12 protein-coding genes are annotated in these 13,238 nt (G+C 69.5%); all 12 read left to right on the top strand.

Annotation, left to right across the window (positions count from 1 at the left end; translation table 11 throughout):
• On the top strand, positions 1–884 hold an 884-nt coding region (locus tag EHS43_RS22935), incomplete at its 5' end, for a hypothetical protein (protein WP_221740751.1).
• A gap of 66 nt (positions 885–950) precedes the next feature.
• Positions 951–2,108, top strand: a complete 1,158-nt coding sequence (locus EHS43_RS22940; protein ID WP_125192652.1) for a DNA-processing protein DprA — start codon at positions 951–953, stop codon at positions 2,106–2,108.
• A 38-nt stretch (positions 2,109–2,146) separates the two neighbouring features.
• Entirely contained in the window at positions 2,147–3,139 is a 993-nt protein-coding gene (locus EHS43_RS22945) for a hypothetical protein (RefSeq protein WP_125192653.1), read from the top strand.
• A gap of 188 nt (positions 3,140–3,327) precedes the next feature.
• Positions 3,328–4,227, top strand: a complete 900-nt coding sequence (locus tag EHS43_RS22950; RefSeq protein ID WP_125192654.1) for a hypothetical protein — start codon at positions 3,328–3,330, stop codon at positions 4,225–4,227.
• Positions 4,228–4,532: 305 nt separating this feature from the next.
• The gene (locus EHS43_RS22955) at positions 4,533–5,039 is read left to right on the top strand and encodes a hypothetical protein (RefSeq protein ID WP_125192655.1); all 507 of its coding nucleotides are present in this window, start codon (positions 4,533–4,535) and stop codon (positions 5,037–5,039) included.
• An 83-nt stretch (positions 5,040–5,122) separates the two neighbouring features.
• Positions 5,123–5,692, top strand: coding sequence for a hypothetical protein (locus EHS43_RS22960; RefSeq protein WP_125192656.1), 570 nt, complete (start codon positions 5,123–5,125; stop codon positions 5,690–5,692).
• 266 nt (positions 5,693–5,958) lie between these two features.
• Positions 5,959–6,132: a hypothetical protein gene (locus EHS43_RS46580; protein WP_185806366.1), complete on the top strand. Its 174-nt coding sequence runs from the start codon at positions 5,959–5,961 to the stop codon at positions 6,130–6,132.
• Between the two features lie 60 nt (positions 6,133–6,192).
• Positions 6,193–7,002: a hypothetical protein gene (locus tag EHS43_RS22965; protein ID WP_221740752.1), complete on the top strand. Its 810-nt coding sequence runs from the start codon at positions 6,193–6,195 to the stop codon at positions 7,000–7,002.
• A 36-nt stretch (positions 7,003–7,038) separates the two neighbouring features.
• Positions 7,039–8,331, top strand: a complete 1,293-nt coding sequence (locus EHS43_RS22970) for a DNA cytosine methyltransferase (protein WP_260470661.1) — start codon at positions 7,039–7,041, stop codon at positions 8,329–8,331.
• A gap of 80 nt (positions 8,332–8,411) precedes the next feature.
• Positions 8,412–9,032 (top strand): hypothetical protein, encoded by a 621-nt coding sequence (locus EHS43_RS22975; RefSeq protein WP_125192657.1) that lies wholly within the window; start codon positions 8,412–8,414, stop codon positions 9,030–9,032.
• Between the two features lie 273 nt (positions 9,033–9,305).
• Complete coding sequence (locus tag EHS43_RS22980; RefSeq protein ID WP_125192658.1) at positions 9,306–10,025, top strand: hypothetical protein; 720 nt, start codon at positions 9,306–9,308, stop codon at positions 10,023–10,025.
• Between the two features lie 637 nt (positions 10,026–10,662).
• A partial coding sequence (locus tag EHS43_RS22985) for an ATP/GTP-binding protein (protein WP_125192659.1) occupies positions 10,663–13,238 on the top strand: 2,576 nt, incomplete at its 3' end.

The following is a 13,238-nucleotide window of genomic DNA, read 5'->3' on the forward strand; positions in this document are numbered from 1 at the left end:
CGCCCGCGTGCTGCTGCGCCCTGCCCGAAAAGGGAACCGCCGTGTACGAGAACCTGTCCCTGGTCCCCGCCGATTTGCTGGGCCTGGTCACCGAGACCGCCGCCGAACTCGGCGGCGCGTGGACGGTCCAGGCCATCCTGAGCAGCCCTCTCGTGGTCCACCCCACCGGCATGCGGGTCATGGTCCACAAGGCCGGTAGCCATATACACCTGACGGCCTCCATCAGCGTCAGCACCGATCCGCGCACGCCGCTGGAGAAGGTCACCGCCCGCGTCCCACTCGCCGGGCACTCCACCACGGCCCACCGCATAGCCGACGCGCTCCGCACTCGCTTCCTGCCCCGCTTCGGCTGCATGAACGCCGTCGCCGCCCTGCGCGTGCTCGCCCTGCCGCTGCGCGACGCAGGTATCCCCGCCATCGCCCACGGCAGCCCCGAACGCACCACCATCGAGTACCGGCGCGGGGACTTCCGCAGCACCACCGTCGAGTTCCAGCCCGGGGAGTGGCGCCCCCTGCGCGCAGAGGTCCGTTCAACGCGCGAGAGCCACACCCGCGCGGACGTCAACATCACGCACCTGAGCCTGCCGGACGCCGTCCGAATCACCGCCTCGGTGCTCCCCCACGTCTGCACGCCGGTCCCCGTCCCCGACCACTTCCCGACCGAGGTGCACGAACTCGCCGCACAACTCCCTGGACTGACAGCCCGGCACGTCGTCAGCAACGTTCCCCGGATCACCGACCTGACCGACCTGAGTGGCCACCTCAACGTGCGGCACTTCCTGTCCGTCCAGGGCACCCGCACCCGCTCGTGGGCCGCCGTCGGACTCCACGACGCACCCATCGCCGCCGCCTACGCCCTGCTGTCCGCATACGCCGCCAGCTGACCCGCCCGAGCGCCCCGCCGCCCACCGTCGGGGCGCCGTCACACCGCAACGAACGGAGCACCACCCGTGAATACCCCCACCGACCGGCAGCTGAAGGAGCGCGCCGCCCGGGCCGCTCTGGCCCGTCACATCAGCCCCGCCGAAGTCGGCGCTCATCTGCCGGGATTCGACCCTGCCGATGCCTGGTCCCGGCTCACGAGCAACGGCCGTCTTCAGCACTTCCATCCCATCCCCGCGCTCAAGGCCGCCCAGGAGACCGCCCGCTTCGTCATCCCCGGTGACGAAGACTGGCCCGAAGGCCTGCACGATCTCGGCCCCACCTGTCCATTCGGTCTATGGGTGAGGGGTACCGCCCCGCTGCGGCCGCTGCTGGAACGTGCTGTCGCTCTCGTCGGCAGCCGGGCCGCCACTCCCACCGCTGTCCGGGAGGCCGGCGCCTGTGGGTACGACGTGGCCGAGGGTGGCGGCACCGTCCTTGCCTCCCTCTCCTACGGTGTCGAATCCGCAGCGCACCGAGGCGCCGGGGTCGACGGCGCGCGCCTGGCCGTCGTGCCGCGCGGACTGGACAGCTGTTTCCCCCGCGCCCAGGAGTCTCTGATGCGCAATATCCTCACCGGTCCGGGGAGTGGAGCCGTGGTCAGCCTGTACGCGCCGGGCACGGACCCCAGCGCCGTCACCCTCAAGGCCAGCGCGGAAGCAGTGGCCGCCCTGTCCCGCGCGGTCGTGCTGATCGAGGGCATCCACCGCTCTGCGAGCATGCAGGCCGCCGAAGCCGCCCAACGGATGCAACGCCCCCTGTTCGCCCTGCTTCCGCGCGACGACGAAGGATACAGCAGCGGCAACGCCCGCCTGATCGTCAGCGGGCGAGCGAAGCCCTGCCACGACGCCCGCGAGGCGACCGCCGCTCTGGACAAGCAGCCGCACGCCGCCGCCGAGCTGATCACCGCCCTACGCGCCCAGCAGATGACCGCCTGGCCCGACGCTTCCCCACTCGCCCAGTGGATCACGGTTCACTCGGCCGACGACCGGCAACTGCGGATCACCGCATGCCACCCGCACACCCAGCGCACCGCCTACCCGCCCGCCGAGCACGCCGGTTGGTACGCCGCCGAACTCTCACCACGCGGCACCGGCAGGACGGTCTACCGATCCGCCTCCACCGACTTCACCGCCGACACCGCCGCCCTGGTCTCCGTCGTACGGCAGTGGACCGCCCAACCCTGACCCCGCTCAGCACCACCTCACGCCCGAAGAGGAACCCCATGCGCACCGAACGACTCGACCGCCTCATCACGGAAGGCACCCATCACACCTTCCGGCCCGTCCTGCTGCACGACGGCCGCGTACTCAGCGTCTGCATCGACCCCGGATCGGATACGGCGACCACGGTTTGCCTGTGGCCCGGCCTCGACGCCCCCGACGGGAAGGCATGGGAGAACGAGGACCACCTCGAAGCATTCCTGACCGGCGACGACACAGACGGCCGCGACTTCATGAACGTGCCCGTCCAGGACCTGCGCAGCCTCATCGAGCAGCACGGTGGTGAGGCCCCGGCCACCGACACCGAGGACGCGGCCGCCTTCCCCACCGCCCACCTGCGCGCGGCAGGCGTCCGCTACCTGGAGGACGGGGGCCACGCAGGACAGTACCTGCGGGTCCCGCTCGCCGACGGCACAGCAATCACCTTCGCCGGCACCACCGACCGCCCCGACCGCAATCCCGACGTCAGCATCCACCACCCCGTCAGGGAACACCGGAGCTGGAGCGCCCAGTGGAGCGACGGCGCCACCGTCCTCGCCGACGTCTACGCCTCCCACGACACCGCGCGACCGTACGTCGAAGACACTGCCGCCCTGCTGCACGCCGTCTGCAAGCGTGTGCGCCAGTCCGGCGGCAGCGCTCCCGAAGGGGGCGCGGGCCCGACAGCCGAGGAGCTCGCCCGCCAGGCCCTCGCCGAGTGGGGGCTGACCGCGCACCTCGACCCGGATTCCGGCCACACCTGGCTGGTCATCGGCCACCCGGACACCGGCCGCGTGCCCGACATGGACAGCGAACCGCACATCCTGTTGTCCATCTACAACGAGGACGACGACGAGTGGAGCGTTGACCGGCCGCCCGCTCGCCCCGGCGACCACTGGCAGGTGGTGACCGATGACGGTGCCGGAGCCGAGGAGACCCTGACGATCCGGCCCGTGAACCAGCTGGCCCCGTGCATCACCACGATTGCCGAGTGGATCACCCAGCCCCGTACCTGACCGCTGCACCATTCTCGGGCCCGGGCCTCGGGCGCAGCGTTCTCGCCCAGGCCCGGGGCCGAGTCCCAGGCTCGCCTCCGCAGCGGCCCGTGCGCCGCCCACCACACCCGCCGACGCCGTTCGACGGCCCTTGCTCCAGCGGACCGCCCGCTGTGAACTCGTCCCTACATTTCGAGAGGTATCCCACCGTGCCGATCTTCCTGCGAGAACCGGAAGCCCCTGCTGGAGGCCCAGATGGAAAGGGCTGGAACCGGCTGAGCCTGAACGCCCATGGCGGCACTGGCCATCAGTGCGCTCTGCGGCCCCGGCGGTGGGGTGCACTGCTGGAATCCCAGGACACCCGCCGCGCCCGCTGGGGCGGATTCGGTCGATGCATCAACCGCGGACGCTGCGACGGCTGCCCTGTGCTCGACGCCTGGCGCGGGCAGTGCACCGTCATACCGATCAACGCGCCGCGGGTCCTGGTGCGCGTCGAACTCTTCTTCGCCCCGGACACACGCTTTACCGGCCCCACCGGATACCGCCTGTGGGTCACCACCGGCCCGGAGGACCGCAACTTCCGCGACCGCCAGCCGTGGACCTGGGAAGACGCCGCGCGCGTCCGTGGTTGGAACCTCGGCCCCGCGTACCACGACGAGTACGGTGAGGGCTTCTGGCTGGAGCGCACAGCGCACGTTCCAGCGCAGGGCTGCATCATCACGACCCGCGCCCGTGACTCCTTCACCCGGCATGCGTTCCGGGTGGCCCGCTGCCGCGTCGCCCTCCTGCATTGCACCGCCGAGTGCCGCCACGATGCCCAACTGCTGAACGCGATCTCCCACGCCTGTCCAGGGCCCGAGGGTGCGAACGAGGAGCGGGTTGCCGTCCCTTGGGCACTGGCGCGGAAGGTGACAGTACCGCCGGCCGAGAACATCCGCTTCTACATCGATGTCCGCCCCCTGAGCGTAAAGATCACCGCCGTCGACAGTGCCCGCTCCGAGTGCGCCCGGCTGACGCTGTCCGGGTCGGGATGGTCCGCCGAACGCGTGCAAGCAGCCGTCGACGCACTCCGCGCCCACCTCGCCGCCGTCTCCTCACCGTCGCGCTGAAAACGGGCGCCAGGGACCGCTGGGAGGAATTACTCACCGGCGGAAAGGTTGGCCAGGACAGCCTGATTCTCGACGTCCCCTGCGGACGCCGTACGCCAGCCCATCACGGACCACGGCGGCGAGCACTCACACCAGGACGCCGACTGACCCGCCGGTGCTCGCAGCCACCGCGCCAGTCCCGGTGGCGGGCAAGACAGTGCAGGTCAGCACAGCAGACAGGGTTGCCTCAACCTCTCTGAAGGCGTAGAATTATCAATGTCGCACGGACGGCAATCCGTCGGCTCAACCCACCACTTGGAGGACTCGTGTGCCCACCGCGCAGCACAGCAAGCACCCATCCGGCCCCTCTCAGCGAGCAGCGGACACTGTTCACGATCACATCCTTCGACGCTCACGGGAACAGGCTCTACAGCACCCTGCCCCTCGACCGTGCCACCACGGCCGCCCGCTGGCACGATGACCTCGCCGACAGCCCGGCAACGGCGCGGATCACCATCACCGCCAACACCATCGAACGCACCAGTCACCTCATCGCCCTCGACGAGCTTCCCGGCCCTGGCGAGCCCACGCCCCAGCCAGCACTCCCCGAGCATGCGCACACGGCCCGGCGCTACTACCGCTTCAGCTCCGGCCCTGCGGTGCTGCGCACCGGCGACGAGGCTCGCGCGTGGCTGAAGCGGACCGCTGAACAACAGCGGCACCCCACTCCGCACACCGTGCGCGTGGACCTTTCCCAACTCCAGTTGTTCGACGTCACATTGATCGAACACGCCCGGATACTCACCTTCGCCGAGCTCACCGACCTCATCTGAGCCAGCGGATCGTGCGGCAGGGCGCGGCAACGCCCTGCCGCAGCAGCCAGCCCACCACAACCCCGGAAGGGACTATCCCGCACGTGAGCACCACCGATCCCATCGCTACAGCGCGTCACAGGCTCGGCGAGCCGGACGCCGAATGCCGCTATCCCGTCCTAATCGCGGACGATAAGTGCCTCGGTCACATCTTCCGCTGGCACGGCGCATGGTTCGCCATCGCCGCAGGCAGCCGCTCCGAAACCCGTATCGGAGACGGCCGCCTCGGCCGCGCAGGCGCGCCTCAGCACCTGGTCGACGAGTTCCGCACGGGCCGCATCTCGCCACTGCCTCTGGCCGAGTGCGCCCTGTCAGCCACGGCACCCGACGGACCGCCGCCCCTTCTCCACCCGCGCATGCCAGCCACGGACAACAACATCAAACACGCGCACGAAGTGCTGGCCAAACTGGCCGAGTACTGCTGGACACCCCTTGGGGGCTACCCCGGCAGCGACAATCCGTGGCTCCTGAAGTGCCAGTTCGACGACTGGACCGGCGTGAAGTACTGGAGCCACCTGCGCGAGAGGCGTAACCGCCTGCCCAGCCCCAGGCGGCACCCCGGCTGCATCAGCGCCGACGAGGTACGCGCCCGCATCCCCGCCTACCGCAAGTAGCCAGCCGGTGCCGGGTCCGGAGAACCCCTCCGGGCCCGGCGCCGGACAGGCCGACGGCCCCTCAGACACAGGGCACGGCTTCCCGCACCGCTACCCGCGGCGCCGCCGTCGATCAGGACGCAGCCCCCGGTGCCGACGCACCGGGACCGTAGGACCTCGGCTGCGCCGTGCTCACCGTCGGTCACCACAAGGCTCCGCAACAACCCACCCTCACGGTCGCGAGGGCGCGGCCAGCCTCACCCCACCCCCGAAGGGGGATTGCCCGCATGCATCCGAACTCACCGCGCACCCCGGCGATTCCGGCCCGCCGCGCCCACCGCCCCACTGCAGGAGGCCTCGTCATCCCCTACGCAGCCTTCACCCACAACGGCCACGCGACGTTCGGAGCCCTAGATGCCGAACGCGCCCGCACCGCGCGGCTGCGCGCCATCGGACTCTGATCACCCGCCGATGGTGGGAGCGGTTGCGCTCCCACCACCTGGTCCACCGGAGAGAAGCTCATGACACCACCGGCCACGACGCACACACGCCGCGTCCGCGCCGGGCACATCACGCCCGGACGGCACGTCGTTCAGTTCAGCGGCGGGATCGGCTCGTTCAGCGCCGCCGTGCGCGTAGCAGAGCGGTACGGGACTGACCACCTCACGCTCCTCATCGCCGACACCGGCATAGAGGACCCGGACCTGTGGCGGTTCGCCGAGGACACCGGCCGCCTCCTGGGCGTTGCCGTGACCCGGGTCCGCGACGGACGCACGCCGTGGGAGGTCTTCAACGACAAGAAGTTCCTCGGCAACGACCGTCTGGCCCCCTGCTCCCATGTCCTCAAGCAGATTCCGTGCCGCAAGTGGATGGAAACACACGCCGACCCCGCCGACACCCTGGTGTACATCGGAATCGAAAACACCCCCCGCGACCGCGCGCGGATTCCCGCCATTGCCCGCAACTGGGCGCCCTGGCAGACGCGGTTCCCGCTGTGCAGCCGCCGGGAGAAATCGCTCACCAAGGACCAGCTGCTCGACGAGGCCCGCGCCCTGGGAGTCGAGCCCCCGCGGCTCTACGAGTTGGGGTTCACGCACAACAACTGCGGCGGCACGTGCGTGAGGGCCGGACAACGCCAGTGGCTGCACCTGCTCGACGTCATACCCGAGCGCTACGCCGAGGCCGAGACCGAGGAGGAGAGGCTTCGCAGGCGACTCGGCAATGTCAGCATCCTGCGCGACCGCCGAGGGGGCACGACACGTCCCCTGCCTCTGCGCGAGCTGCGTGTCAGGGCACGGACAGAGCCGGCCGGCCGACACCGAGCGAGTTGACCCCCCATCCATAGCGCGTATAATTATCAATGTTGATTGACGGCAATCAGTCGACACCAGCCCACCACCGGCAAGGAAGAGACAGTGCAGCGGTACGCCCCCGTCCTTAAACCCCGCGAACTTGCATTGATGAAGTCCCAGTTGGGCCCAGTTCCGTTCATCGACCTCTTCTGCGGCTGCGGCGGCAGCAGCCGCGGCATGGAAGAAGCGGGTTACCAGCTCCTGCTGGGGATGAACCACGACCCCGTCGCGGTCTGGACACACCGCACCAACCACCCGCACGCCGAGCACAAGTGCGAGAACATCAATACCTACGACAAGCGCAAGCTTCCCCGCGCCCGCGTGGTGTGGGCCTCCATTCTGTGCACGGAGGCCAGTCCCAATGCCGGCGGGAAGCGCGCCCGGGGCCAGACCAGCATCAGCCTCACCGGCGAGGACCAGGGGGCCGATGAGGCAACGTTCGTACGCACGCGGGCTTCCGCGCTCGATGTGCTCGCGGTTGCCGAACTCCACCGGCCCGACGCCGTCGTGATCGAGAACGTCATCGAGTTCGCCACCGACTGGGAACTCTTCAACTGGTGGCTGGGCGGCATGGAGCTGCTCGGCTACAACGTGCAGATCGTCAGTGCCTCCTCGGCGCACCTGGGCGGCGGCGACAACCTTCTGGCACCGCAGCTCCGCGACCGCATATACGTCGTCTTCACCCGCAAGGGCATCCCGCTGCCCGACCTCCGGGTTCACCCGGAGGCGATCTGCCGGCAGTGCGGGCCCGTGTTGGCTACGCAGGTGTGGAATGACCCCCAGGCGCGCCGCATCGGCGCATGGGGGGAGAAGTACGAGTTCCGCTGCCCCAACCGAGCGTGCGGGCATCTGAAGGTGGCACCGCTGACGCGTGCTGTCGGCGACATCATCGACTGGACCCTGCCCGGCAGGCGGGTGGGCGACGGACGCGCCAGGCACAGGAAGTTCAAGGCCTACGCGGACGCGACCCAGGCACGGATCGCCGTGGGGCTCGAGCGGTACGGGCCCGAACCGTTCATCGTCATGTTTCGCAACAACGGCACCGCCCTGCCGATCACAGGTCCGGTCCCCACTCTCAACGCGCAGGGCCGTCACCACGGCCTGATCATCCCGGCGGCGACCGTGGAGGACTGCACGCTGCGGATGCTGGACGTCGAAGAGCTCAAGCTCATCCAGCGTTTCCCCGCCGACTTCGTCATCCAGGGCAACCAGACCCAGGCGATCTTGCAGATCGGCAATGCGGTCAGTGTCAACGCCGCGCGCTGGCTGGGCGAGCGACTTCTGCCAAGCCTCGCCCTGGCCGCCTGATCTTCATCCCTGCGGGATCCGGAGCGGCAACTCCGCGCCCCGCCCGACCCACCGCCGAACAGCCACGAAGGAGTACTCCCATGCAGCTCGATCCGCGCCGCGGTCCGCTTTGCGTAGTGCAGGCGACGATCACCGCGCCCTCAGGGAATGTCGAGTTCGTCTCCCTGTCCATGCCGACCGCCCCGTTCGGAACTCTGGCCTGGCAGCTGCCGAATCTCGTCTCGTATCTGCACTCCCGCTGCGACCGCAAGGAGGCACCGACTGCATCGTCGTTCGCGGGCCACATGCGCGGCCGCATCGCTCTGCCGTCTCCTACTACGGACTACCCTTACGCCGCCCTGCACGACGAGCGAGTGACCTGCCTGATGAGCCTGGTGGTCGCCCCAGGGAAGGAGACCGCCTGGCCCGAGGCCTCGCTGGCCCTGGTCCAGCAGGAGAGCCGGCCCGCACGCTGCAGTTGGAGCAGTCTCGAGCATGAACGAGGAACGCTCGCCGTGCTGCGCCGCGCCCTGCGAGAGGCCCAAGCCGAGCAGCTGCGCCTGGCCGACCTGATGCGGCAAGGCGGCCACCCCGCCGCGAAGGAGCTCCACGATCTCGCCGAGCGGGTCGCCGAGTGGACCCGGGGCATGTATGACATGGCCCGTGCCGCCCACACTGCCGCGCGGGCCGCCGATGCCCGGCGGGCCCTGCGCCGAACCTGAGTCCACGCCCTGAGCACCACGGAGTGGTACGTCGCGAGAGGCTGGTTGACACTCCACAGCAGAAAGCGCATTATTAACAGCGTCGCTTCGGGTGTCGGTGAGCAAATGGCCGGCGGAAAACACCTCACGGTGTCGGCCCAGGGCGGCAACCCCGACCGAACGTCCCACCGGCCATCGAGTACTCCAACCCACCTTTGGAAGGAGTACCCCCAGCATACGGGCAGCCCGCGGCTCTCTGGCCGCGGACTGCCCGCAACGCCCCGGAGGCACCTCATGGCACGCGCTCCCGAACCCAAGACCATCGAGGTCGGAGGCCGCACCTACGCCAACCGCGCCTGGATCGCCCAGGAGACCGGCGCGAGCATGCCCACCGTCCGGCTGTGGTACGCGAAGCGCGGTGACCAGCCCGAAGAAGTCCAACCGGCCGAAGCCCGCTTCCCGGAGAAGGGCCCGCGGGTCGACCGCGAGGACTACTTCGACCTCGAACAGGTCCGCGCCTTCCACCGGTGGCTCAAGCAGTCCAAGCGGGAGAAGGTGCTGCCCACCGACACAGCGCTGTACGAGGGCGACCCCGACGACCTGGTCTCCATCAACGACGCCGCCGCCTACTTCCACTTCAAGAGCCCGTCCGCGATCCGCAAGTACGTGAAGGACAATCCCGGCTACTTCGCCCCTGTGGCCGGCCAGGTGGAAGGGCCGTCCGGACGCCTCATCCCCGCATTCCGCCGCGGCGACCTGCAAGAATTCGACAGCCGCCGCAACGGGGACAACACCGGCCGCGCCGGCACCCCCGGCGGCCCCCGCGCCGACCGCCGTACCCGCACCCCCGAAGTCCAGCAGCGCATCGACATCGCAACCGCCCACCTCAAAGAGATCGGCGGGTACCACCGCGGCGTTGCTGCGGAGTTGGCTAAGATCCACGGCGAACCCACGTGGAAGTGGGAGCGCGCCGTCAAAGCGGCCCGTGAAGAAACCGCCGGCGGCGCCCAGTAGGACCTCATCCCTGCTGTCCGTCCGCGGCTGGCCGTAGGTGCTGGCACCGCAGCCCTGCTTGCATCCGACGCTCCGCACGGACCTCTCCGGGCTACTCCCACAGCGTCCACCGCAGCTCGGGCGGGCTGGCCGGTGACCTCACACCGGTTGCTCTTCCTGCTGCCGCACCTCCGACGTGATTGTCCTCGACAGCCGGCCCGTGGCCCATGGTCGGTGTCATGGTCGGCCCGACCATGACCTTCGTGTCCTCAATGTGACCGTGGTCGGGGGTTCATGGTCGGGGATCGGGTCGGGATCGTCGTGTTCCCTCATGGTCAGCAATCGTCCGCCTGACCAGGGAGTTTATCCGTGCCTCCGGGTAAGTTGACCCCACATCGTGAGGCCGTTGGTGCGACGGCGGCTGGCTGGGAGCCACGCGCCGCCACGTACTCCTCACACGCACAGGGCCGTAGACCATCCTTGCCGCCATCTGCATACCTCCCTTCGGCGACGCCGCCTCCATCCGGCCACGCTCGGGGCGACCTCGCCGATGAAGTGCACTGCCGTTGCGGACCGGTAAGGACTGCGTCGGCGGTTTCTGCGAACTCCGCATCGCCGACTGGCACTGCACACGATCAACTGCACCGAGGGGGACATCATGGGCTCCACTGCCCGATACCTGGCCACCCGCGCTGACCATCCGGATGCTGGTCAGGTTGTCAACCTGGGCACCGGCCTGTTCGATGCCATCGCCTGGCTCTACGACCACTGGTATCTCCTCGCGGCAGGAATCGCCGTGTGCTGGGGGGTGAGCGAGATGGTTGTGCTCCGGCTCGCCGCCCATGTCTCGGCCGGACGTATGGCCCTCGAATTGGTCCCCGGCCGCCACTTCGACCCGAGTCTGGAGGAGATCTTCCGGCGTGGCGTGCAGCTTGCCCGGGCCTCCACCGCCATGCCCTGGTGGGCTCCCCGGCGGGCGAAGGCCGTCCAGATCAGGCTGCGCGCGGACGGCAGCGCGCCTCTGCGATATCGCATCGAAGGCCCGGCCGGCGCCCAACGCCTGCTGTCCATCACGCCCTTCGGGCCAGATGTCGTGGTCAACCCGGCCCGGCCGATCGTCGACAAGCCCCGTGACCACACGGTGCGAGCGGAGTTCATCCTGCGCGGCAAGCTCACCGCCCCGCTGCGCGAGGTGCCACTCGAGCCCGACCCGCTGCAGCCTCTCGTCGACGCCGTGTCCGACCTGCGCGGGGAGCTCGGTGACCTCGCCGAGATCCGTCTGGACATTCAGCGTGCGCCCAAGTGGGCGCTGCGCGCCCGCCGTCTGCAGCTGATGGGCGCCGCCCGCCGCACCGAGCGTCGCGAGTCCCAGCGGGCCGCGCGCTGGCTGCGGCAGGATGCGAGCGGAGTTGAGGACTCGCTGACCTGGCAGCTGCAGCAGCTGCTCGGTTCACGGCCCGGTGCATCGGGCGCCGGTCGACGGTTGGTCATGCCGCCTGTGCCCCGCCGGGTCGATCCGGCCGAGGCGCTGGGCAAACTCGTCGGCGACGACCAGCTCGTTCGCGTCCAGCTACTGGTGATGTGCGCGTCCAACGTCGAGGGCCGCGCTCAAGCCCGCCTCGCCCAACTCCAGGCCGCATTCGATGTCTTCGGAGGCCGCGCCCGATGGGCCATGCGCGGCTGGCGGCTGGGCCCCTGGCGGGTCGGAGCCGACCACTGGCCCACCCGCGGCGCCTTCGAACGGCGCTGGACGCTGGCGCACTGCCAGCCTCCCAGGGCCAACTGGGTACGGCTGGAGGAACTTGCTGGCCTGCTCAAACCGCCCACCGTTCACTGCCGCGTGCCGTTGTTCGCCGGTGATCTGCCGACGTTCGAGTTCGGCAATCCGGACCTTCTGATGCAGGGCATCTACCGCACGCCCGACGGTCGGCGCCGTCTGGTGGCCACCCACGCGGCCGAGACCCTCTTCGAGGTCGGCGTGGGCAAGGCAGGCGGCGGCAAGACCGAACGCGCTCTCGCGCAGGCGATCGGCTGGGCGCATGCCGGCGGCGGACTGATGTTCCTCGATCCGCACGGTGACTCCTGGCCCCGTGCGGTCCCCTTCCTCGCCCACGACCACCTCATGCAGCGCATCACGCTGGTCGATCTCAACGCCCACGGACCTGCCGCCCAGCTCACCTCGTGGAATCCAATCGGCATGCACCAGGGGCAAGTCGCGCACGAGGTCGTCGAAGCCACCGCGGACGCCTGCGCGGCTGCTCTTGGCTGGGACGATGCCACTGCGCCGCGTGCCCTCGCCATACTCACCGCCGCGCTCACGGTTTTGGTCGCCGTCAACGAAGTGGCCTGCCGCGCTGGAAGGCCTGGAGACCAGGCCACGATCTTCCAGGTGCGGGCCCTGCTCACCGACGATGACTTCCGCAGCACGGCACTGGCGGCGGTAGGCAGCCGGCTGGATGAGGAGACCAGTGCGTGGTGGGACAGCACCTTTACCGCGTTGCCCGCGGACGCCTTCGGCGTCGTCCTCAACCCGATCGCCCGTCTGGCCAGCAATCCGGTCACTCGCTCCTTCCTCGGACAGCCGGAGGGGGTGTACAACATCCGCGCCGCCATGGACGCACGCAAGATCGTGTGGGTGTGCCCAGGCGGCAACGGGCCTACCGACCGGCTGCTGACCGCTCTGCTGGCGCGGGATTTGCTGCGGGCCGTTCGCTCCCGCCGCGACACCGCGGAGAGCAACCGAGTGCCATTCCGGGCCTACTTCGATGAGCTGATCACACTCACCGGTGCCGCCCCGGAAACGATCGCGGCGATGTTCGAGGACTTCCGCAAGTACAAGTGCCATGTGCACGGCATGACCCAGTTGCTCTCACGCCTTCCCGGTCCTGTACGCCAATCCCTGCTGCAAAATGCCTCCACCCTGGCGGCCACGGCGGGCTCCCGCTCGGCGATCGCCCCCATCACCGCAGAGTGGGGAGACACACCGGGGCCCGACATCGTCGCCACTCTGAATCGCTTTGAGCACTACATGTCGCTGACCGTCCACGGCAGCCGGGTCGGCCCCGCGCAGATCACCGGCCCTCACCTCGACGACGTCTTCGCCGACCTGGCCCGCCCGCGCCAAGCAGCGGCCCTCGAGCGCGCCGCTCGCACGTCGTCCCAGGCAGCGCCGCTGAGTCAGCTCACCGCCCAGGCCAGCCGTCAGCACGGCCGCGTCGACGCACTACTCACCGA

The sequence above is a fragment of the Streptomyces sp. RP5T genome (assembly GCF_003933965.1).
GTDB lineage: Bacteria > Actinomycetota > Actinomycetes > Streptomycetales > Streptomycetaceae > Streptomyces.

Bases quoted from the DNA above. Each gene is read 5' to 3' on its own strand.
- EHS43_RS22945 (WP_125192653.1), top strand. From the start codon at position 2,147: ATGCGCACCGAACGACTCGACCGCCTCATCACGGAAGGCACCCATCAC.
- EHS43_RS46580 (WP_185806366.1), top strand. From the start codon at position 5,959: ATGCATCCGAACTCACCGCGCACCCCGGCGATTCCGGCCCGCCGCGCC.
- EHS43_RS22965 (WP_221740752.1), top strand. From the start codon at position 6,193: ATGACACCACCGGCCACGACGCACACACGCCGCGTCCGCGCCGGGCAC.
- EHS43_RS22975 (WP_125192657.1), top strand. From the start codon at position 8,412: ATGCAGCTCGATCCGCGCCGCGGTCCGCTTTGCGTAGTGCAGGCGACG.
- EHS43_RS22980 (WP_125192658.1), top strand. From the start codon at position 9,306: ATGGCACGCGCTCCCGAACCCAAGACCATCGAGGTCGGAGGCCGCACC.